Here is a 23,963-nt window from a genome sequence, read left to right as displayed (position 1 = left end):
CCAAGTATAATTCAAAAAATGGTGCCAGTTGACATTCTCAGTAATCGTAGAGCCCCCCCTGCATTCCGCGGGACAACATCACCGAGAAGGGCATTCCGTTTTCAACGCTACCAGTATTTCCAAGGCGGGTGGATTGGTTGACCAACACGCGGCTGACCTTGGACAAGTGCCTGCTGTGCGAGAGTAGATGCATGAGGTGTTCTCGCTGCACTGGCCATCGCGTTGCTCACAATGTGCTGATTCACGAAAGCAATTGAAGACAATTGAAGAACCGTCCTAAGTCGGTCGTCTTGCGAACACACTAGTGACTGGGCGCTGCCGCCGATCAAATAAATCGACGACTAGCAATACTCGTCACAATTGTGTCCTATTCACAACTGTACTATTAAGTGTGTTGACGGTAGCCGCCTAGCTCCGGTCACACTTCTCGTTGCTCCGACCGAGGTGTCGTTTAAGATGTCGAGTCGTCTTGGAAAGCTGAGCGACGAGGATCTTGAGTGTCTCCTCCGCATTAGACTCTTCGAGACCTGCTTACTAGAACTCTTCTCTCAAGGTCAGTTGAGTGGAACGACGCATACCTGCCTCGGGCAAGAGTACATCCCGGTGGCTTTGCGCACTTTGATCGAGCCTGGTGATTTTGTATTCAGCAATCACCGAGGGCACGGGCACTACATTGCGAGGTTCGACGACGCTGAGGGCCTGCTAGCGGAAATAACGGGACGGCAGGGCGCCATCTGTCATGGCGTCGGGGGCAGTCAGCACATCTATCGGCGTGGGTCTTATCTGTCGACGGGTATTCAAGGTGAAGGTCTTGGGATTGCTGCAGGTGTTGCGGGCCATTTCAAACGATTTGGCTCTAATGAACTGGCGATCGCGTATGTAGGTGACGGTACTTGGGGCCAAGGAATTGTATACGAGGTATTGAATTTAGCTGCTCTTTGGCAACTTCCTTTGGCGCTGATCGTTGAGAACAATGGCATTGCCCAATCGACACCAACAGCGCTGCAGATGGCGGGTAATATCGAAGCCCGCGTCCGAGCATTCGGCATAGAATACGAAGAAGTTACAAGCACCGACATAACTGAGATCCGCAGGCTTCTCTCGCCTTCGTTTTTGCTCTCGCGAACGCAGCGAAGCCCAGTCGTCATCACGTTCGAGACCATGCGTCTCGGCCCACATAGCAAAGGGGACGATACGCGTACGGCCGACGAGATTGCGCGGGCCCGACAACGCGACGTCCTCACATGTTACGAAGTGAAGTTTCCCGAGCAGTATGCCGCGATACGAGCTCGTGTCGACGATGAGATCACGACCCTCGCTCGACGTGTGCTCGATCGGCCGCCAAGTACGTGGAAGGGGCTTTGCGCATGAACGCACTGCAACCTGAGCGCGTCTCAGAAAATCTCAATCGCGCGTTGCACGAGGTTCTCGCACACGATGAGCGTGTGTCGTTCATTGGAGAAGATGTTCTCGATCCGTATGGCGGTGCGTTCGGCGTATCTCGGGGATTGTCAACGAGGTTCGGTGACCGCGTGCTAACGACCCCAATAAGCGAGGCGGCCATCGTCGGCTTCGCCGCTGGACTATCGCTGATGGGACAGAAGCCGATCGTCGAGATCATGTTCGGTGATTTCGTGACACTCGCATACGACCAAATCGTCAATTTCCTCTCGAAGTCTGTGACGATGTACGGTGAGCCTTGCGAATTGAACTGTGTAGTGCGAGTCCCGATTGGTGGCGGTCGTGGTTACGGCCCTACACACAGTCAGTCTCTGCAGAAACACTTCATTGGAATTCCGAACCTCGATCTCTACGAATTATCTCCCTTCGTGGACAACAGAGAAGTGTTCTTCAAGCTTCTAAACGCCGGTCGGCCCTGTCTTTTTTTTGAGGACAAGGTCCTCTACACGAACAAGATGTTTCGCGACGGTCGTGTCGACGATGTCTTCTCGTTCGAATACATCGACAAAGACCAGATATACGCGCGGATTTACTGCGCGGATTTCCGGAAAGTGCGCTGCTCGATTATCACGACGGGAGGCGCAGCGCTGCGATGCATTGACGCGATCCGGGATCTCATCATCGACGTCGAGGTGGAATGTCAGATCATCGTGGCGTCGCGACTCTATCCGATTGCCTTGGCGCCCTTGGCAAACGCAGTTGCGACATCGGAGTTCATCTTCACCGTCGAAGAGGGCGTGCGGGGAGGTGGATGGGGAAACGAGGTGGCCGCGGGGTTGTACGGCGCCTTATGGGGCAAGCTGAGGAATCCGATCGGAATCATATGCTCGGAGCCGAGCATTATCCCTGCCGCGCGTCATCTAGAGAGGCAGGTACTGATACAAAAAGAGGGTATCTACCGCATCGTTCGGGAGGCGGCTTGTGCAGTCGATTCAAATCCCAAAATTCACGAGCAACGACGATAGTTGTGTTCTCAAAGAGTGGATTGTCGCTGACGGCGCCCGGGTGAGTGCCGACGAGGTAATCGCTCTCTTGGAGACGTCAAAAGCAGCATTCGAGCTCGTCTCCACCACTGATGGTTTTCTTCGTCATGCAGTTCAGGTCGACAGCGTTTGTCCCGTCGGGTCAGAGGCTGCGTACGTTCATGCAGATTTAGAAGAGCTTGGAGGAACAGTCGACGGGAACCGACGCACCGCCTCATCTGGAGGAGAACATGCCGTAACGGTGACAAGGGATGCGCAAGCGCTGATGGCCGCAAACGGGCTTGATGCGAGGGAGGTCGAATCTCTTGGCCGGTCGCTGATCAAGCGCAACGACGTGGAAGAGCTACTTCGCCGTCGAGGATCATCGTCTGCCCAAGGCTCGGTAACCGAACCGTTGTCGAAGCGGCAGGCCGCAGTGGCACGGGTTGTTTCGACATCGCACGCAACGATCCCACAGGCGTTTCTCGCGGTCAAAATCAGCTGCGATCAAGCGTTGGACGCGCTTGCGGCAATTCGCGCGCGAACCAGGCGCGCGGTAGAGCTGACTGAACTCATCGTCCATTCGGTCGCCGTAGTCGCTGAACAGCAGCCGGCGGTGCTCGCTAACTTTGTGGACGGCGAGAGGGTTTCTTCGGCGAAGAGAGCTCACGTCGGCGTCACGCTCGACGCAGGACATGGGTTGTTCATTCCAGTCATCAAGAACGCCGCGTCCATGTCGCTCTCCGACATCGCAGCTAAATTGATGGCGTACAAGACGAAGGCAATGTCTGATGGATTTGAAGAAAGTGAGTTCGGCGGCGGCAACATATCGATCTCGCTGAATCCCGAAAGCGGGATCGTCTTCTCGCTTCCATTGGTTGTACCAAATCAAACATGCATGGTGTCGCTGGCGGCTGTCGAAGAAGAGCTGGCGTTGCGCGATGACGGACGCGTGACGCGTCGGCGTGTGACCACAGTCGGCCTGGCATACGACCACCGTGTCATAAACGGCGCGGAGGCAATGCGGTTCCTGAGCGCTTTGAAACGGAGGTTGGAGGAGATAAACGACCTCGAAGGCGCCGTCGGGTCAGGCCACGAAGAGCAAGGAGCAACGAAACGATCACAATCCACGGCCGAGGATGTGCTGTTCCAGCAACTTGTGGCAGCGGCGCGCTCAGAGCATGAACAGCTGATGGTGGAGTTGCTGAACGAGCAGCAGCACGCCGACGAGACACCAACGCGAGGCAAGAGCGTTGCAGTGCCGACATCTCTGGAGCTCCTCGTCGCCGCCGCTTGGAATCGGCGGCTCCGGCGGCAAACGACATCAGTGTCGGAAAACTTCCTCGACGTTGGAGGCAATTCGCTGCGCGCCGTCGAAATCCTCACCGATCTTCGTCAGGCACTGCGGATCAATCTGACGCTCGAAGAATTTTTTGACGCTGCGACAATCGCCGGCCTCGTCGTCGCAATTGGACGGAGAGCGCGAGGAAATTGCGCCGCCGCAAGTCCGCCCGAAGCATCCAAAGTCAACGGGGACCCAGAATCTGCTTACAAGCCCTTTCCGCTCTCACCGATTCAGCAGGCGTACTGGGTGGGACGGCAAACCGGTTCCGCGGGAGCTGTAGCGTATCATTGGTACCGCGAGATCGAAGGATCACTCGTCGACTTGCCGCGATTGGAGGCGTCATGGCGTGCGGTGATACAACGTCATGAGGCGTTGCGAATGGTCTTCACCCCGGATGGGCATCAGCGGGTGCTTCCGAAGGTGCCCGACTATTTGCTGCCTGTCGAGGATCTGCGTACCGTGGACGATGAGGCGCGAGAGGGGCGCCTGACTCAGGTGCGGGCAGAATTGTCGGGCGCGTTTCGCTCGCTTGAAGAGTGGCCGTTGTTCGAGTTTCGCGTGTTCTTGCTGCCCGAGGGACGCGTTCGCTACTGCCTGGACTTCGACCTTTTGTGCCTGGATGGCGCGAGTCTACAGATCGTCCTTCACGATTGGCAGCGTCTTTACGAGAATCCAGCAGCAAAACTACCTGCACTCATGCCTGGAGGGTTCGAGGCGATCGTTCGAACGGGCATCGCGGCGCGCGATACCGAGACGCATCGGAACGCCTTGGCGTATTGGAAGGGGCGTTGCCCGAGCTTCGATCCTGTCCCGCAATTTCCGCTTGCCAAATCCCAGGAACGGGTGAAGCGCCACCGTAACATCCGGTACCATGGCCGCCTGAACGCGGCAGACTGGGAGCGATTTGGCGCCGAAGCACGAGGCCGAGGCATCACGCCGACCATGGCGTTGTGTAGTGCGTTTGCAGAAGTGCTGAGCCGCTGGTCGAATGAGGCGCCCTTCCTCCTGAACCTGACGCACTTCACGCGTCCGCCGATCCACCAGAATATCTACGATATCGCGGGCGACTTCACCAACCTGCTGTTCCTCGAATGCCAACCGCCGGCGGGGACACCGTTGCGGACGTGGGCTGCTGCCCTGCAGCGGCAGCTCCATCAGCACCTGGAGCATAGCGCAGTGGATGGGGTCGATGTGTTGCGCGCCTGGCGGCGAGCGGGCCGAGAGGTGATGGCGCCCGTGGTGTTCACAAGCCTGTTGGGACTGCCAATCTCCGCCGTTGAAGCGGCGGATGCATGGTTAGGGGAGTTAATCTTCGAACTCACTCAGACCCCGCAGGTCTGGCTGGATCACATTATCCAGGAGGTGCGAGGGGAGCTACGGTACAGCTGGGATGTCATCGAGGGATTGTTCCCCGAAGGCATGGTCGAGGAGATGACGGCCGCATACACGGCGCGGATCACGTCGCTGGCGCGAGAGCCGACGGCCTGGGATACGTGCTGGCCGACGCTCTTGGCCGAAGACCAGCAGTCGCGCATCGCATCCGCCAACGACACGACCGGCCCCGCGTCGTCGCAGACCTTACACGGGTTGTTTGCGGCTCAGGCGGTTGCTCAACCCGATCAGCCTGCGGTGATCGCCAAGGCGCGCACGCTTACCTATGGAGAGCTGGACGCGATAGGGCGGCAGCTCGGGCATCGCCTGCGCGAGCTGGGTGCGAAGCCCAATACACCCGTCGCCATTGTGATGGACAAGGGCTGGGAGCAGGTGGCCGCGGTGTTGGGTGTTCTGTACTCCGGAGCGGCGTACCTGCCGATAGATGCCGGCCTTCCTCCGGCCCGCCGCCGATCGCTTCTGGAGCGAAGCGGGGCGAGCCTGGCCTTGATTCAGCCTTGGGTGGAGCTGGATGGGCTCGCCGAAGTACAGCGCTTGGTGATCGATTGCGATTTGCTCGCTGACAACGAGGCTCCGGCGCTGGAGTTCGTTCAAACACCTGCTGATCTGGCTTACATCATCTACACGTCTGGATCCACGGGCGAACCCAAGGGGGTCATGCTCGACCATCGCGGTCCGGTAAACTACCTGCTCGATATCAATGCCCATCTGGACGTGAGATCGACGGACCGCGCATTCGGTTTGTCGTCTTTGTCCTTCGACCTGTCAGTCTACGACATGTTCGGGATGTTTGCGGCCGGCGGCGCTGTGGTGTTGCCTGAGGCCGGAGAGGCGAGAGATCCCGCATTCTGGGCGCAGTATCTTCGTCAAGGTGTGACGGTGTGGAACTCGGTGCCGGCATTGCTTGGGCTGCTGGTGGATCATGCGGAGAAGCGTCCCGAGGTGCTGGAGGCCATGGGCAGTGTGCAGAAGGTCATGCTCAGCGGGGATTGGATACCCGTAAGTCTGCCCGACGCCTTCCGCTCCCAGGTTTCCAATTCGACTGTCATCAGCGTCGGCGGCGCCACTGAGACATCCATCAATGCAGTCTTGTATCACATCGGTCGGGTAGAGCCGGACTGGCCAAGTATTCCTTGGGGCAAACCCATGGCCAATCAAACGGCTTGGATACTCAGTCCGAGCCTGGAGCCATGTCCGACCTACGTAGCGGGAGAGATCCATGTGGGCGGCGTTGGTCTGGCCCAGGGGTATTGGCGTGATGAGGAGCAGACCCAGCAGCGCTTCATCTTGCACCCTCGCACCGGGGAGCGGCTGTATCGCACGGGAGATTGGGGACGCTGGTTACCTAGCGGAGATATCGAGTTTCTGGGCCGTCGCGATCAACAGGTGAAGGTGCATGGCTATCGGGTTGAACTAGGCGAAATCGAAGCGGTGCTCGAGCGTCATGCCGATGTCCAGCAGGCGGTGGTGGTTGCAGTAGGAGAGCGAGAAAAGCGCCTGGTGGCGCATGTGGTACTGGGCGCTTCGGAGGATGATTTTCTTGCCGAGCCAGGCAGCGCACGGTGGCGTGAGCTGGCGCTGGTGCAAGATTCAGCAGCACGACGTGCCTTAGTCGAGACGATGCTTTCGACGCCGCTGGCGCGACGACAAAATGTACCCGTCGTGGGGTTGTCGGAAGGGCAACCTGCGCCCACCTGCACGTCCCCGAAGCGTCGAGCAACTGGCGCGGCAATCGATGTGACATCGCTGGCCAGGATGCTGGAGACCCTGCGACGGGTGCCGAACGATTACTCGCCGCTACCGAAAGCCCGCTATGCGTCGCCAGGAAGCCTGTATCCCGTGCAAGTCCTGGTGTGTGTGGCGCCAGATCGGATCGATGGGCTGACCGGAGGCGTGTACTACTACCATCCGATCGAGCACACGTTGGTACAGCTCTCCAATCGAGTGTCTCCTCTGTCCGGGCGAGTCTCTGAGCAGGAAGATCTGCTGAAGTCGTCCGCGTTCACTCTGCTGCTGATCGGGCACTTGGCGGCCATCGCTCCTGCGTACGGCCGGCTGAGCGAGCCGTTCTGCGCGTTGGAAGCGGGCGAGATGAGTCATCTGTTGGAGCGCGCTGCGACGGAGGAGGGGGTGCAATTGCACTCTCTTGTGGGCCTTCAACTCGATGGTCTCGCCTCAGTGTTTGGGCTCGCGCCGGGAGATGTTTGCTTGCACGCGTTGGTGGGCGGGAGCGAGCTGGCAGTCCCCTGCGGGGAGGGCTGGTCCGTCGTGCTTGCCGCCGCGGAGCGCGCCCAGCCAAGCGCTAACCTCTTGGAGTTTGCGCCGCTACAGAGCGCAGCGGAGCGCATGCAATTCAAGGTGGATCATCGAAGCATTCGACGCATCGCTGCACCGTCGATCGCACTCCCGCGCTGGCGGTCGGACGAGGAGATAGAACAGCACTGGGTGAGTCGTCGCAGCTTTCGGACCTACCTGCCGCGTGCGGTACCGCTCGAGAGCTTGGCCGGGCTGTTAGGTACCTTGCGCCGGATGCACGAAGGGTCGCGAAACGGTGCAGCTGTTTCAGGCCATCTGTATCCGGTACATCTGTACGTGTCAGTGAAGGCTGGCCGGGTCGAGGAGCTTGAGAGCGGAACATACCGCTACGATCCCGTCGCACACGCTCTCATCCAGGTGGGTGGGCCCGTATCCCTCGAGACCAAACGGATCCCGCCCGCCAACCGGGAAATGTTCGAAGCAGCGGCGTTCGTGCTGCTTGTCGTAGGCCAGATGGAACGCATAGCTCCGCTCTGCGGCAGTCAGAGTGAGCTTGTGTGCCGGTTAGAAGCCGGCCGGCTCTGTCAGAGCCTCGAGGATGAAGCTTCAATCCACGGCCTCGGTCTGTGCCAAGCCTCGTTCAACTTTCGAGGGCTGGAGGCCGCATTCGATCTGAGTCCCACCGAGTTGTACGTGCACGCTCTGGTCGGTGGGGTCGCAGAGTGGTCAGGGAAGCAGCGAGGGTGGCCTTTCCTTGCGGAAGCCTTGCCAGCTCCATCACATGTCACCGACGGCGACGCAATGCGCGCGTACTGTGAGAAGGTGCTGCCGGCGTACATGGTGCCGGTGCAATTCCAGATTCGAGAGTCATTGCCGCTGAATGCCAATGGCAAGGTGGATCGAGCGGTCCTGAGCAAACAAGCCTGGCATGTGCCTGCAAGGGCAAGCACACCCGCCGCTCCGCTGGGCGGAAAATCCACCCAGTCGATCATCGAACTGACGGAGATTGTGTCGCGGGTGGCGGCCGAGACCTTTGAAGTCAAAGAAGTGCCTATCGAGACTCGGTTCATTGATCTGGGAGCCGACTCGCTGTTGGCGTTGCGGTTTCGGAATCGGCTCGGGCGTGCTCTGAACCGTCCGCTGCCCGTGACGCTGGCGTACGACTACCCCTCAGTGGCGGCCATCGTGCGCGCCTTGGCCCCGCCGGAGACGGAAGAGTCAACGGGCATTTCCAAAATGATTCGCGAAATCGGGGAAGATGATCTGCTCGCTCTCGCGGAGAGGATCCTAGGCAAATGACCAGTAGGAGTGCCAGCGAGCTTTTGCGCAAGAGTCTGCTTGAGGTTCAGCGGCTGCGCACAGTTCTGGATAAGGCTACGGCATCGCGAGAGCCTATCGCGATTCTAGCGATGGGGTGCCGCGCTCCTGGAGGCGTAGTTGATCTTGAGAGCTACTGGGCGCTTTTGAAGGAGGGGCGGGATGTTATTGGACCGTTCCCCGAACGCTGGGATGCCAACGCACTCTTTGATCCGGACCCTGATGCGGCAGGCAAAAGCTACACGCGCGAGGGAGGATTTCTGCAGGATGTGGACCAATTCGACGCGGGCTTTTTCGGAATCTCGCCGCGCGAAGCGATTGCTATGGATCCGCAGCAGCGACTGGTGCTCGAAGTAGTGTGGGAGGCGCTGGAGCGAGCGGGGCTCCGGCCGGATGCACTCAGTGAATCGATGACGGGAGTGTATCTCGGTTCGATGGGTTCGGACTATGGCCAGCTGAATGCCTCTCTTGAGGCGATGGACGGCCACTTTGGCACCGGGCAGGCCAGCAGTGTGATCTCCGGGCGCGTGTCTTATGTGCTCGGCCTGCAAGGCCCGGCGATGACGGTGGACACGGCGTGCTCGTCGTCGCTGGTGGCTTTGCATCTGGCATGTACGGGTCTGCGGCAAGGGGAGTGCGACCTGGCGCTGGCGGGGGGCATACAGGTGATGAGCACACCGGCCTTCTTCGTCGAATTCAGCCGATTGCGTGGTTTGGCTCTTGACGGTCGGTGCAAATCGTTTTCGGCGTCCGCCGACGGGGTCGGCTGGTCTGAGGGCTGCGGAGTGTTGGTGCTTAAGCGCTTGTCGGATGCACAGCGGGACGGCGATCGGGTGCTGGCTGTAGTGCGCGGCAGTGCGGTCAACCAGGATGGTTGGAGTCAGGGCCTGACGGCGCCCAATGGTCCGAGCCAACAGCGGGTCATCCGGCGCGCGCTGTCTGTGAGCGGTCTTGCGGCGGACGACATCGATGCGGTGGAGGCGCATGGCACGGGCACGATGCTGGGCGATCCGATCGAGGCAGGAGCACTGACTGCGGTATTTAGTCCGACAAGACAGCAAGATCAGCCGCTGTATCTCGGTTCGAGCAAATCCAACCTGGGCCATGCGAGCGCTGCCGCGGGGGTGTTGGGATTGATGAAGATAGTGCTGGCCCTGCAGCACGAGCTTCTGCCCAAGACGCTTCATGTGGAAACGCCGAGTGAACACATCGCATGGCAGGGCAGTGGCCTGTCGCTGCTGCGAGAGTCGCGCTCGTGGTCGCGTCGTGCTGAGCGGACGCGGCGTGCCGGCGTGAGTAGCTTTGGCATCTCTGGCACCAACGCTCACATGATCTTAGAGGAAGCGCCAGCCACGACGGAGGTGGGCGCAGCGGCTGCGGCGACCCGTTCTGCGGAGCTTGTTGTTTTGTCGGCGAAGAGTACGGCGGGGCTGGATGCGGCGGCATCGCGTCTGGCGTCGCATGTTCAGGCGCATCCGGAGCAGGCGCTGGGCGACATCGCATACAGCCTGGCGACGACGCGGAGCCATCACGAGCACCGGCTGGCGCTGGCGGTGGCCACGCGCGCGGAGCTGGTTGCGGGGCTTGAAGCGGCATCGCGCGACCAGCCGGTGGAAGGACTGAGCCGGGATCGGGCGAGCGTGGGCCGTCCAAAGGTTGTGTTCGTGTTCCCCGGCCAGGGCTCGCAGTGGTTTGGGATGGGTCGAGAGCTGCTGTCAGAGGAGCCGGTGTTCCGAGAGGCACTGGAGGAGTGCTCGGCGGCGATCGCGTTGGAGACGGGCTGGTCGGTAATTGAAGAACTGCAGAGAGCCGCAGAGGCGTCTCGTCTGGAGAGCATTGAGGTCGTGCAGCCGACATTGTTTGCGCTGGAGGTTGCGCTGGCGAAGCTGTGGCGGTCGTGGGGAGTGGAGCCGGACGTGGTGGTCGGCCACAGCATGGGCGAGGTTGCGGCGGCGTATGTGGCAGGTGGGTTGACGCTGGCGGACGCGGCGAAGGTGATCTGCCGACGCAGCCGCCTGCTCAAGAGCATCAGCGGCCAGGGCGAGATGGCGCTGGTGCAGCTGCCGGCGGACGAGGCGCAGGCGGCGCTGTCTGGCTATGAGGCGCAGGTGAGCGTTGCGGTGAGCAACAGCCGGCGCTCGACGGTGCTGTCGGGAGAGCCTGCAGCCATGGGTGCGGTGCTGTCGAGGCTCGAGGGCCAGGGCATCTTCTGCAAGCGCGTGAAGGTGGACGTTGCGAGCCACAGTCCGCAGGTGGATGTGCTGCGCGAGGATCTGCTGACTGCATTGTCGGATCTGTCGCCGCAGGCGCCGGCACTGGCGATGCACTCGACGGTGACCGGCCAGCCGGTCGGTGACGGTGAGCTGAATGCAGCGTACTGGATGGACAACGTTCGACAACCGGTTCGGTTTGCGAAGGTAGTGGAGGCCCTGTTGGGGCAGGGACACAGCATCTTCGTGGAGCTGAGCCCGCATCCGGTTCTGCTGGCTGGACTGGAGGAGCTATGCAGCGACAGCGAGGCGGGTGGTGCGGTGGTCGGTTCGCTTTATCGCGAGTGTCCGGAGCGCAGGTCGATGCTGGCATCAGCTGGCAAGCTTCACGTGCTCGGTGGTCCGCTGCATCTCGAGCGCTTGTATGCGGCGGGTAGTGCGCGTGTAGATCTGCCGACATATGCGTGGCAGCGACAGCGCTACTGGATTGAACAGGCGCCGCTGCGGGCCCAGGCCGGCGAGGCGACGGGCCATCCGCTGCTGGGCGTGCGGGTGTCGCTGGCGGGCGGCGCGGTTGTGTATGAGTCTGTGCTGTCGCGGGCGGAGCATTCCTGGCTTTACGACTATCGGGTCGGCGAGCTGGCGCTGATGCCGGGAGCCGGAGTGGCGGAGCTTGTTCGGGCGGCTTGCGAGCACTGCTTTGACGGCGATGCGGCGGAGGTGTTGTCGCTGGTGCTGCAGGCGCCGCTGGTACTGCCGGAGCATGGCGGTCAGCGCGTGCAGGTGGTTGTGCGCGAGGACGATGACGGCCGAAGGGAAGTATCGGTTCACAGTCAGAGGTCGGATACATCGACGGAAGCGGGATGGACGCTGCACGCGAGCGGCGAGGTGCGCCGATCGAGTGCGGGTGAGGCTGGACACATCGATCTCGACGCGGTGCGGTCGCGCTGCACTGAGCGTGTCGAGGTGGCGCAAGCCTACGAGGCGTTTGCGTCGGTAGGCCTGGACTACGGCCCTGCGTTCCAGGGACTGCAGACATTATGGCGCGGGACGAACGAAGCGCTGGCCGAGGTGTCTCTGCCCGAGGAGGTCGAGGACGCGGAGCGCTATGGCATCCATCCGGCACTGCTCGATGCGGCGTTCCAGTCGCTCTCCGGGGTGGCTGCGGAGAAGCAGGGTCTGCATCTACCCTTTGCGATGGACCGGGTGACCGTGCACGCGTCGGGAGCGTCTGCTGCGTGGGTCCATGTGCGGCGCTCGGAGCAGGCCGGCGGCGAGAACGGCGCAGCGGATGTGACGCTGGCGGATGACCGAGGCGATGTCCTCGTCGAAGTGATTGGGCTGCGCAGCCGTCCTGTTGCAGGCGAAGCTCTCGACCAGCGGCAAGAGGCTGCGAACGCACTTTATGAGCTTGGCTGGCCGGCGTCGCCGGCGCCGCCAGCGTCGACGCCTTCGGGGCGGTGGATTGTGGTTGGCGCTGCAGACGATGCGCTGTCCGTTGCGCTCGTTGAGCGCCTGCTCGCGGCGGGCGCCGGCTGCAAGCTAGTCGCGTTTGAAGATCTGGCTGCGGCGTTGCCGGCGGAGCACGTGGTGTGCCTGTGGGGTCGTCCCCACGACGAAGCGGCCGCGGCAGAGGCTGCCTACCGGATGGCGAGCGACGGGCTGGGGATGGTGCAGCTGCTGGCGCAGCAGGAGCGAGCGCCGCGGCTGTGGTGGGTGACGCGCGGGGCAGTGGCGGTGACGGCCGAGGAGCCGGCCGAGGTGGCGCAGGCTTCGCTGTGGGGTCTCGGACGCACGGTGATGCAGGAGCACCCGGAGCTGGACTGCACGCTGCTCGACGTCGCGGACGGACCGCATATGAACGATGCGATCCTATGCGCGCTGTGTTCTGCGGACGAGGAGCGGGAGATCGCCTGGCGGGCAGGCGAACGGCGCGTCGCGCGATTGAAGCGTGCGGCGGCTGCCGCTGATCAGGTGCGGCAGCTGCGTTGGGATGGAACGGCGCTGATCACCGGCGGGCTTGGTGCGCTGGGGCTGCATGTGGCGCGGTGGCTGGCGCAAGGCGGAATGAAGCACCTTGTGCTGACGGGGCGTCGCGGCCAGCAGACGCCGGGCGCGGCCGCGGCGGTGGAGGAGCTTGAGGCGCTGGGTGCGCGGGTGACGGTAGCGGCGGTGGACGTATCGGACGGCGATGCGGTGCGCGCGTTGGTGGAGGCGATCTCCTCGGATCTGCCGCTGCGCGGCGTGGTGCATGCGGCCGGTGTGCTGGATGATGGTGTGCTGTCGGAGCAGAGCGCGGATCGGTTTGCGCGTGTACTGGCGGCGAAGGTGGGTGGGGCGTGTCATCTGGATGCGCTGACGCGGGACTCGGATCTGGACTTCTTCGTGCTGTTCTCGTCGGTTGCTGGGGCGCTGGGGTCTGCCGGCCAAGGCGGATATGCGGCGGCGAACGCGTGTCTGGACGCGCTGGCGGCGCGCCGCCGCGCAGCGGGTTTGCCAGCTCAGAGCCTTGGGTGGGGACTGTGGACCGACGCGTCGTCGAAGGCGGCAGGTCTGGCGTCCGGGTTGGACAGAGTGCAGCAGGTCCGTCTGGCCAAGAGCGGGCTGGGGTCGGTAGATCCCTTGCACGGGATCGCGCTGTTCAAGGCGGCACTCGGCCGGAGCGAAGCGCAGCTTCTGCCGGTGTCGCTTGACCTTGGATTGCTGCGCAAGTCGTTTGAGGGGACCGTTCCGCCGTTGTGGCGGGAGCTGGTGCGCTCACCGCGGCGGGCAACGGCGGCGCCGCGGCGTGGCGGCTGGGCCGCCGAGCTGGCGTTGCTTTTGGAGAAGGATCGAGCGGCGGCGGTGATTGAGGTGGTGCGCGGCGAGGTCGCGCGTGTGCTGTCGCTGGGTGCGGCCGATGCCGTGGAGTCGGAACGTCCGCTGAAGGAGCTGGGGCTCGACTCGCTGATGGCGGTGGTGCTGCGCAATGCGCTGGGCAAGCGTGCCGGGGCGCGGCTGCCGGCGACGCTGGCCTTCGACTATCCGACACCGGCGGCGATCGCCAGGTACCTGCTCGAGCGAGTGCTGCTGCTGTCGGAGGCTCCGTCGGCCTTGGCGACTGCGGTAGTGGCGCGTCCAGCTGAGGAGCCGATCGCGATTGTGGGGATCGGTTGCCGCTATCCAGGCGGCGTTGCCGATCCCGAGAGCTTCTGGCGTCTGCTGGAGGAAGGCGTCGATGCGGTGAGCGAAGTGCCGCGTGAGCGCTGGGACGTCGATGCGCTTTATGACGCGGATCCCGATGCGGCGGGCAAGATGACGACGCGGAGTGGCGGGTTCCTGCCGGAGATCGATCGCTTTGATGCCGGATTCTTCGGGATCGCGCCGCGCGAGGCGGTGAGCATGGACCCGCAGCAGCGTCTCTTGCTGGAGACGAGCTGGGAGGCGCTGGAGCGCGCTGGCGTTGCAGCAGGGCAGCTGATGGGCAGCAGCACCGGGGTGTTCGTCGGGCTGACATACCAGGAGTACGGGATGTTGGGCGGCGGGCTCGAGCGGCTCGACGGCTATGTCGGCACCGGAAGCGCGGCGAGCGTGGCGTCGGGCCGGATCAGCTACGCGCTTGGGTTGCAGGGTCCGAGCATGACGGTGGACACGGCGTGCTCGTCATCGCTGGTGACGGTGCACCTGGCGTGCCAGGCGCTGCGCCAGGGAGAGTGCTCGATGGCGCTGGCGGGTGGCGTGGCGGTGATGCTGACGCCGGGCTCGTTCGTGGAGTTCAGCCGGCTGCGCGGGCTTGCGGCGGACGGTCGTTGCAAGACTTTTGCAGCGAGCGCGGATGGTACCGGCTGGTCTGAAGGCTGCGGGATGGTCGTGCTGGAGCGTCTGAGCGAGGCGCGGCGGAACGGCCACCGCGTGCTGGCGCTGATCCGCGGCTCTGCGGTGAACCAGGATGGCCGCAGCAATGGGCTGACGGCGCCGAACGGTCCGTCGCAGGAGGCGGTGATCCGCCGTGCGCTGGCGCAGGCCAGAGTGCAGCCGCACCAGGTTGGGTATGTGGAGTGCCATGGGACCGGGACGGTACTGGGGGATCCGATCGAGGTTCAGGCGCTTGGCGCGGTTCTGGCGGAGGGCCGCGACAGCGACCGGCCGGTGATGATCGGGTCGGTGAAGAGCAATCTCGGGCATACGCAAGCCGCCGCCGGGGTAGCGGGTCTGATCAAGGTGGTGCTGTCGCTGCAGCACGAGCGGATCCCGCAGAACCTGCACTTCGATGCACCGAGCCCGCACATTGCCTGGGACGAGCTGCCGGTGAAGGTGGCGTCGGAGCCGGTGGCGTGGGAGCGCAACGGCGTGGCGCGGATCGCCGGAGTGAGCGCGTTCGGCGTGAGCGGGACGAACGCGCATGTTGTGCTGGAAGAGGCGCCGCATGAGACCGCGGTGACGTTGCCGTCGCAGCCACCGCGCTCGGCGGAGCTTGTTGTTGTGTCGGCGAAGAGTACGGCGGGGCTGGATGCGGCGGCATCGCGTCTGGCGTCGCATGTTCAGGCGCATCCGGAGCAGGCGCTGGGCGACATCGCATACAGCCTGGCGACGACGCGGAGCCATCACGAGCACCGGCTGGCGCTGGCGGTGGCCACGCGCGCGGAGCTGGTTGCGGGGCTTGAAGCGGCATCGCGCGGCGAGATGGCGCTCGCCCGAGGGCAGAAGGCACGCGCTCGCGGCAAGACGGCGTGGCTGTTCACGGGTCAGGGCTCGCAGCAGGTTGGGATGGGGCGAGGTCTTTACGAGGAATGGCCTGTGTTCCGCGAGGGTCTGGAGGCGACGTGGGCGGCGCTGGATCCGCACCTTGAGCGCCCGCTTCGCGAGGTGATGTGGGCGGAGCCATCGGGTGCGTCGAGGCTCGATGAGACAGGGTGGACGCAGCCTGCGCTGTTTGCGCTTGAGGTTGCGCTGGCGAAGCTGTGGCGGTCGTGGGGAGTGGCGCCGGACGTTGTAGCGGGCCACAGCATCGGGGAGCTGTCGGCGGCCTATGTGGCGGGCGTGTTCTCGCTGGAAGATGCAGCACGTCTGGTGGCGGCGCGCGGGCGCTTGATGCAGGCGCTGCCGCGGGGCGGCGCGATGGTGTCGATTGAGGCGTCGGAATCGGAAGTTGCGGATGCGGTTGAGGCGCAGGCGGGCCGCGTGTCGATTGCGGCTGTGAACGGCCCGTCGTCGCTGGTCATCTCGGGCGCGGAAGCGGGCGTGCTAGCGGTGTCGGAGGCGTTTGCGGCGAAGGGCGCGCCGACGAAGCGGTTGACGGTGTCGCATGCATTCCACTCGGCGCTGATGGAGCCGATGCTGGACGAGTTCCGGCGGGTTGCGGAGTCCATTGCCCATCAGCCGGCTCAGATTGCAGTGGTGAGCAATGTCAGCGGTCAGGTGGCGGGGAGTGAGCTGTCGAGTGCCGAGTACTGGGTGAGGCATGTGCGGGGGGCGGTGCGCTTTGCGGCTGGCGTTGGCGCGCTGCATGCGGCGGGGGTGACGGAGTATGTCGAGCTGGGGCCGAGGCCGACGCTGCTCGGGCTGGTGCCGGCGTGCTTGCCTGCGGGAGCGAAGGATCCGGTGCTGGTGGCGAGCCTGCGAGCTGAGCGGGCCGAGCCTGCAGCGGCGCTCGAGGCGCTGGGAAGGCACTTTGCGCAGGGCGGCCGGGTCGAGTGGAACGGGGTCTTTCCGAACGGCGGCAGTCGTGTAGATCTGCCGACATATGCGTGGCAGCGACAGCGCTACTGGATTGAACAGGCGTCGCTGCGGGCCCAGGCCGGCGAGGCGACGGGCCATCCGCTGCTGGGCGTGCGGGTGTCGCTGGCGGGCGGCGCGGTTGTGTATGAGTCTGTGCTGTCGCGGGCGGAGCATTCCTGGCTTTACGACCATCGGGTCGGCGAGCTGGCGCTGATGCCGGGAGCCGGAGTGGCGGAGCTTGTTCGGGCGGCTTGCGAGCACTGCTTTGACGGCGATGCGGCGGAGGTGTTGTCGCTGGTGCTGCAGGCGCCGCTGGTACTGCCGGAGCATGGCGGTCAGCGCGTGCAGGTGGTTGTGCGCGAGGACGATGACGGCCGAAGGGAAGTATCGGTTCACAGTCAGAGGTCGGATACATCGACGGAAGCGGGATGGACGCTGCACGCGAGCGGCGAGGTGCGCCGATCGAGTGCGGGTGAGGCTGGACACATCGATCTCGACGCGGTGCGGTCGCGCTGCACTGAGCGTGTCGAGGTGGCGCAAGCCTACGAGGCGTTTGCGTCGGTAGGCCTGGACTACGGCCCTGCGTTCCAGGGACTGCAGACATTATGGCGCGGGACGAACGAAGCGCTGGCCGAGGTGTCTCTGCCCGAGGAGGTCGAGGACGCGGAGCGCTATGGCATCCATCCGGCACTGCTCGATGCGGCGTTCCAGTCGCTCTCCGGGGTGGCTGCGGAGAAGCAGGGTCTGCATCTACCCTTTGCGATGGACCGGGTGACCGTGCACGCGTCGGGAGCGTCTGCTGCGTGGGTCCATGTGCGGCGCTCGGAGCAGGCCGGCGGCGAGAACGGCGCAGCGGATGTGACGCTGGCGGATGACCGAGGCGATGTCCTCGTCGAAGTGATTGGGCTGCGCAGCCGTCCTGTTGCAGGCGAAGCTCTCGACCAGCGGCAAGAGGCTGCGAACGCACTTTATGAGCTTGGCTGGCCGGCGTCGCCGGCGCCGCCAGCGTCGACGCCTTCGGGGCGGTGGATTGTGGTTGGCGCTGCAGACGATGCGCTGTCCGTTGCGCTCGTTGAGCGCCTGCTCGCGGCGGGCGCCGGCTGCAAGCTAGTCGCGTTTGAAGATCTGGCTGCGGCGTTGCCGGCGGAGCACGTGGTGTGCCTGTGGGGTCGTCCCCACGACGAAGCGGCCGCGGCAGAGGCTGCCTACCGGATGGCGAGCGACGGGCTGGGGATGGTGCAGCTGCTGGCGCAGCAGGAGCGAGCGCCGCGGCTGTGGTGGGTGACGCGCGGGGCAGTGGCGGTGACGGCCGAGGAGCCGGCCGAGGTGGCGCAGGCTTCGCTGTGGGGTCTCGGACGCACGGTGATGCAGGAGCACCCGGAGCTGGACTGCACGCTGCTCGACGTCGCGGACGGACCGCATATGAACGATGCGATCCTATGCGCGCTGTGTTCTGCGGACGAGGAGCGGGAGATCGCCTGGCGGGCAGGCGAACGGCGCGTCGCGCGATTGAAGCGTGCGGCGGCTGCCGCTGATCAGGTGCGGCAGCTGCGTTGGGATGGAACGGCGCTGATCACCGGCGGGCTTGGTGCGCTGGGGCTGCATGTGGCGCGGTGGCTGGCGCAAGGCGGAATGAAGCACCTTGTGCTGACGGGGCGTCGCGGCCAGCAGACGCCGGGCGCGGCCGCGGCGGTGGAGGAGCTTGAGGCGCTGGGTGCGCGGGTGACGGTAGCGGCGGTGGACGTATCGGACGGCGATGCGGTGCGCGCGTTGGTGGAGGCGATCTCCTCGGATCTGCCGCTGCGCGGCGTGGTGCATGCGGCCGGTGTGCTGGATGATGGTGTGCTGTCGGAGCAGAGCGCGGATCGGTTTGCGCGTGTACTGGCGGCGAAGGTGGGTGGGGCGTGTCATCTGGATGCGCTGACGCGGGACTCGGATCTGGACTTCTTCGTGCTGTTCTCGTCGGTTGCTGGGGCGCTGGGGTCTGCCGGCCAAGGCGGATATGCGGCGGCGAACGCGTGTCTGGACGCGCTGGCGGCGCGCCGCCGCGCAGCGGGTTTGCCAGCTCAGAGCCTTGGGTGGGGACTGTGGACCGACGCGTCGTCGAAGGCGGCAGGTCTGGCGTCCGGGTTGGACAGAGTGCAGCAGGTCCGTCTGGCCAAGAGCGGGCTGGGGTCGGTAGATCCCTTGCACGGGATCGCGCTGTTCAAGGCGGCACTCGGCCGGAGCGAAGCGCAGCTTCTGCCGGTGTCGCTTGACCTTGGATTGCTGCGCAAGTCGTTTGAGGGGACCGTTCCGCCGTTGTGGCGGGAGCTGGTGCGCTCACCGCGGCGGGCAACGGCGGCGCCGCGGCGTGGCGGCTGGGCCGCCGAGCTGGCGTTGCTTTTGGAGAAGGATCGAGCGGCGGCGGTGATTGAGGTGGTGCGCGGCGAGGTCGCGCGTGTGCTGTCGCTGGGTGCGGCCGATGCCGTGGAGTCGGAACGTCCGCTGAAGGAGCTGGGGCTCGACTCGCTGATGGCGGTGGTGCTGCGCAATGCGCTGGGCAAGCGTGCCGGGGCGCGGCTGCCGGCGACGCTGGCCTTCGACTATCCGACACCGGCGGCGATCGCCAGGTACCTGCTCGAGCGAGTGCTGTCGGCGCAAGGAGTGGCGACGAACGAAAGTCTGCCGGAGATTTCGCGGCGAGGACGGGAGAAGACAGATTGGGACGCGCAAGAGTGCCGGATGACGGAGCTTTCGCTTGGCCAGCAGCGGCTGTGGTTCTTCGAGCGGCTGAGGCCTGGCAGCGCGCTATACAATGTGCACTTCGGTCTGAAGATCTCGGGACGGCTCGATATCGCGCTTTTGCGCGAATGCCTGGCGAAGTTGGTGGAGCGTCATGAGGTTCTGCGGACGACGTTTGTGGAGATTGCCGTATTTCCGGAGAGGATGGAGACAGCACATGCGTTGATCAGCCCGGTGGGTCCTGTTGTGCTGGAGGTGGTGGACCTCGGGGAGGCAGAGGACAAAGAGGCGCAGGCGACGCAATTGGTATTCGAGCATCGGACGAAGCCGTTTGAGGCCGCAGGGGGCCCGATGTGGCGGAGCTTGGCGATAACGCTGGAGGAGGAGCAGCATCTGTTGCTGTTCACGCAGCATCATCTCATCACGGACGCTTGGTCAGTGATGAGATTGATAAGAGATCTGGTTGCGCTCTACGAGTCGGGAGCTCGGGATGCGGCGCTTGGGAAGCGTGAGTACGATTATTCGGATTTTGTGCGGTATGAGCGGGCGCTGCGTCAGACGGACGAACATCGTCAGAACGTGGCGTGGTGGAAAGAGAGACTTACGGGGTTGCCACGGTTGGATCTGCCGTGCAGCCGGTCGCGGCTGATGCCAAGGCACGAGGGCAACGCGGTTCGGATCGAGATCCCGGCCGCAGTGACGGAAAGGCTGCGGGAGTTTAGTCGACGCGAGGGCTGCACGCTTTTCGTAACGCTGCTGACGGCCTGGGCATGCGTGCTGCATCGTTATTCGGGGCAAACGGACTTTGCGATCGGGACCATGGTGGCAAGGCGAGACCGAGCCGAGTTCGACGATGTGCAGGGCTTCTTCATAAACATGCTGCTGCTGCGCTGTGACCTGTCTGAGGAGCCGACATTTAAGACACTGGCGCACCGAATGGGAGAGATGGTTCTCGGGGCGCTGGCACGTCAAGACGTGGAATTCAGTGAGATCGTGCAGGAGCACTCGGGCCGTCGTGATCTGGATTTGAATCCACTTATTCAAGCGAGCTTCGATTTCAATTCCGAGCCGCAAGCGCTGGAGGTGAATGGAGCGAGATGGGATATGGTAGATTTTGTGCGTGCAGATGGAGGTGTGGAGGGAACGGCGAAGTTCAATCTTGGGCTTGCGTTGAAGGAAACGGAGAGGGGCCTGCTTGGAACGCTGGAGTACGCCACGGATCTGTTTGATGCGTCGACTGTGGAGCGGATGGCGGAACACCTGAAGGTGACGTTGGAAGCGGCGATGCTGACGCCAGAGCAATGCGTGGGAGAGCTACCTCTGCTAACCGCTGAGGAACGACATCAGCTTCTTGTTGAATGGAATGCAACGGCGGCAGACTATCCGCGGGACAAGTGCGTTCACGAGCTTTTCGCTGACCAAGCGGTTAGGACGCCAGAAGCGGTGGCCGTTCTCTATGAGGACTGTCGTATGAGCTACGGCGAGTTGGACCGACGCTCAAACCAGCTGGCACATCATCTCCGCGGGCTCGGGGTTGGCGCGGAGGTGGTTGTAGGCATCTACGTCGAGCGATCGATCGAGATGGTGGTGGGCGTGCTCGGCATCCTAAAGGCAGGTGGGGCCTATCTGCCATTGGATCCGAGTTATCCTCAAGAGCGGCTTGCCTATATGCTGAAAGACGCGGCTGTTTCGGTGCTGCTGACGCAGTCTAATGTGGAAGGAAATCTGGCCACGCATTGCTCACGCGTGGTTCTGCTGGACCGAGATCGTACAGATGTCGCGAAACAGCCTGCGACGTTGCCAGCGAGTGGAGTGGCCCATGAGAACCTTTGCTATGTGATCTACACGTCCGGATCAACGGGTCGGCCGAAGGGCGTGATGGCAACTCATCGTGGGGTCGTGAACCGAATCGCGGCGCAGACCGGGATTGCGGTGCTCAGTGATGACGATGTCTGTTGCCAGAAGACTTCAATTGGGTTTGTCGACGCGGTCTTCGAACTGCTTGGCCCTCTAACAAGGGGCGTGCCTTTGGTGATCGTCCGCGACGACGCCAGCAAAGATCCGAGCGAGCTTATCTCGATTGTTGCGCGCGAGCGCATTACCCATCTTATCACCGTACCGTCGCTCGCATCGGCGCTGATTGAGGAACCGCAAATCAAGAACTCTGTGGTTGGGCTCCGTAGCTGGACATTGAGTGGCGAGGCCCTCAGCGAAGACTTGCTTCGACAGCTTTTGAACGTTCTTCCAAAGTGTCGCTTCATAAACCTGTATGGTTCGTCGGAGGTTGCCGCAGACGCGACCTGCTTTTTGGCTGAACGGTGGAAGGGAGGCGTCGTTCCGATTGGTCGCCCGATAGCAAACACGCAACTTTATGTGCTTGATAAAAGTCTCCATCTGGTACCGGTGGACGTCTCCGGCGAGCTGTATGTCGGCGGTGCTGGATTGGCGCGGGGCTACGTGGGTCGAAATGATCTGACGGCGGAGCGGTTCGTACCAGATCCTTTTGGGGGGAGCGGTGGCCGGCTGTATCGGACCGGGGATATTGCTCGCTGGCGATCTGATGGCGAACTCGAATATCTCGGTCGTGCGGATCAACAAGTAAAGATTCGCGGTTATCGTATTGAGCTCGGGGAAATCGAGACAATGCTAACGGCTCATTCGAGGGTGAGCCAATGCGCCGTGATTGTTCGCACCGAGAACGGCGATTCACAATTGGTGGCGTATTACATTCCGGCCGGCGACGCAGTGGCTCCGCGCGAGCTCCGCCAACATCTACGAGTGTCACTGCCCGAACACATGATACCTGCGACGTTCGTAGCGTTAGCGGATCTACCTCTCTCGCCCAACGGCAAGGTGGATCTCAAGCTTCTCGCCGCTCGTGATGCGCCGCAGCTTGAAGAGTCGCGGGTAGAGCCCCGGGAGGGGCTGGAACAAGCGCTCGCGGAGATCTGGAAAGATGTCTTGAACGTCCCCACTGTTGACGCCAGTCGAACCTTTTTCGAGCATGGCGGTAATTCGCTGACGATCCTCCGTGTCAAGCAACGCATTCGAGCGAACTTGGCGATGAACGTCGCCGCCGCCGACCTCTTCAAATACCCCACCATTGATACCCTTGCGAGCTATCTTGGACGGCGCCGAATAGACCGCATGCGTTCTGCAGAGCGCAACGCAGTCGAAGCGGGCGACGGAATAACGCATGGCTCGGGTCCAGCGACGCAAATGTCCGTCGAAGAGGTACAACGGCTGATCGAAGACGAATATGCGACACTCAATGCTGGTGGCTCACGACGCGAACGTCAGTCAGTCGACTATGAGTATGAGGAGAGGAGCGATGGCCGGCTCTGATAAGAGAGAGGAGAACCTCCGGCAAGCTGCTGCCGTCATCCAAAATCTGAGGAAGCGCCTCGCAGCGGTTGGGGAGGCCGAGCCGATTGCGATTGTTGGGATGGCTTGTCGGATGCCTGGCAGCGAAGGACCGGAAGGTCTGTGGGGCATGCTGGAGGCGGGGGGCGATCCGATCGCGAGTTTCGCGTGGGACGGAACTTTGGTTCCATGTGGCGTGATCGACACGATGGCGGAGTTCGATGCGCACTTTTTCCGGATATCGCCGCGAGAGGCTCAGCGGATGGATCCGCGACAGCGTCTGCTGCTGGAGACGAGCTGGGAGGCGTTGGAGCATGCCGGGCTTCCGGCGGCGTCGCTTGATGGAGAGCGCATCGGCGTTTATGTCGGTGCGTCTGGCAGCGGTTACGTAGCGCATTTGCGCCGGCCAGATACCGAGGCAGACGCCTACGATGTGACAGGCTCACTCGCGAGCGTGATTGCCGGCCGGGTGAGCTATTTTCTGAAGCTTCGCGGCCCGTCGATGACGATCGACACGGCGTGCTCGTCGTCACTGGTCGCCGTGCATGTGGCGATAAAGGCTTTGCGCGCGCGCGAGTGTGAGGTGGCACTCGCCGGCGGTGTTTCGACGTTGTCTCGAATACTGAGAGACGCCCAGTCGGGATTCGCGATGGGTCACATCAGCAAGCGTGGGAAGTGCCGGACGTTCGATGCGTCCGCGGACGGAACCGTGTTCAGCGACGGCTGCGGTGTGGTTGTGCTCAAGCGCCTGAGCACGGCGCAGCAAGATGGCGATCGTATTTTGGCGGTGATCCGCGGGAGTGCGGTCAATCATGACGGGCAGACGCAGGGATTGACCGTTCCGAGCGGGCTCGCCCAGGAGGATGTCATCCGTCGAGCGCTGGCTGAGGCGAGAGTGAAGCCGTCGGAGGTTGGCTACGTGGAGTGCCACGGGACCGGAACGGTACTGGGGGATCCGATCGAGGTTCAGGCGCTGGGATCGGTTCTGGCGGAGGGACGTGACAGCGGCCGGCCGGTGATCATCGGATCGGTGAAGAGCAATCTCGGTCACACGGATGCGGCGGCCGGGGTGGCGGGCCTGATCAAGGTGGTGCTATCGCTGCAGTACGAGCGGATCCCGCAGAACCTGCACTTCGATGCACCGAGCCCGCACATTGCCTGGGACGAGCTGCCGGTGAAGGTGGCGTCGGAGCCGGTGGCGTGGGAGCGCAACGGCGTGGCGCGGATTGCCGGGGT

5 protein-coding genes (1 of these 5 cut by a window edge) are annotated in these 23,963 nt (G+C 63.2%); all 5 read left to right on the top strand.

The features are described from left to right. The first annotated feature begins 456 nt into the window (after nucleotides 1-456). Tightly spaced (each overlapping or abutting the next), the 5 genes in view from RS897_RS36765 to RS897_RS36745 form a layout consistent with a single transcriptional unit that may run on beyond the window. Nucleotides 457-1,371, top strand: a complete 915-nt coding sequence (locus RS897_RS36765; RefSeq protein ID WP_315833560.1) for a thiamine pyrophosphate-dependent dehydrogenase E1 component subunit alpha — start codon at nucleotides 457-459, stop codon at nucleotides 1,369-1,371. After that, nucleotides 1,368-2,426, top strand: coding sequence for an alpha-ketoacid dehydrogenase subunit beta (locus RS897_RS36760; RefSeq protein WP_315833559.1), 1,059 nt, complete (start codon nucleotides 1,368-1,370; stop codon nucleotides 2,424-2,426). The genes RS897_RS36765 and RS897_RS36760 overlap by 4 nt, the downstream gene beginning before the upstream one ends. Next, nucleotides 2,383-8,715, top strand: a complete 6,333-nt coding sequence (locus tag RS897_RS36755; protein WP_315833558.1) for a non-ribosomal peptide synthetase — start codon at nucleotides 2,383-2,385, stop codon at nucleotides 8,713-8,715. The genes RS897_RS36760 and RS897_RS36755 overlap by 44 nt, the downstream gene beginning before the upstream one ends. Beyond that, nucleotides 8,712-22,709, top strand: a complete 13,998-nt coding sequence (locus tag RS897_RS36750; RefSeq protein WP_315833557.1) for a non-ribosomal peptide synthetase/type I polyketide synthase — start codon at nucleotides 8,712-8,714, stop codon at nucleotides 22,707-22,709. Before RS897_RS36755 ends, RS897_RS36750 begins: the two co-directional genes overlap by 4 nt. Continuing rightward, on the top strand, nucleotides 22,696-23,963 hold the 5' portion of the coding sequence (locus RS897_RS36745; RefSeq protein WP_315833556.1) for a non-ribosomal peptide synthetase/type I polyketide synthase. The gene runs 7,339 nt beyond the window's last position; only the first 1,268 of its 8,607 coding nucleotides appear in the window; its start codon is at nucleotides 22,696-22,698; its stop codon lies beyond the right edge, outside the window. Before RS897_RS36750 ends, RS897_RS36745 begins: the two co-directional genes overlap by 14 nt.

It is taken from the genome of Bradyrhizobium prioriisuperbiae (genome assembly GCF_032397745.1).
GTDB lineage: Bacteria > Pseudomonadota > Alphaproteobacteria > Rhizobiales > Xanthobacteraceae > Bradyrhizobium_A > Bradyrhizobium_A prioriisuperbiae.
Note: the sequence above shows the minus strand (reverse complement) of the source record. Positions and strands in the feature narration are given on the sequence as shown.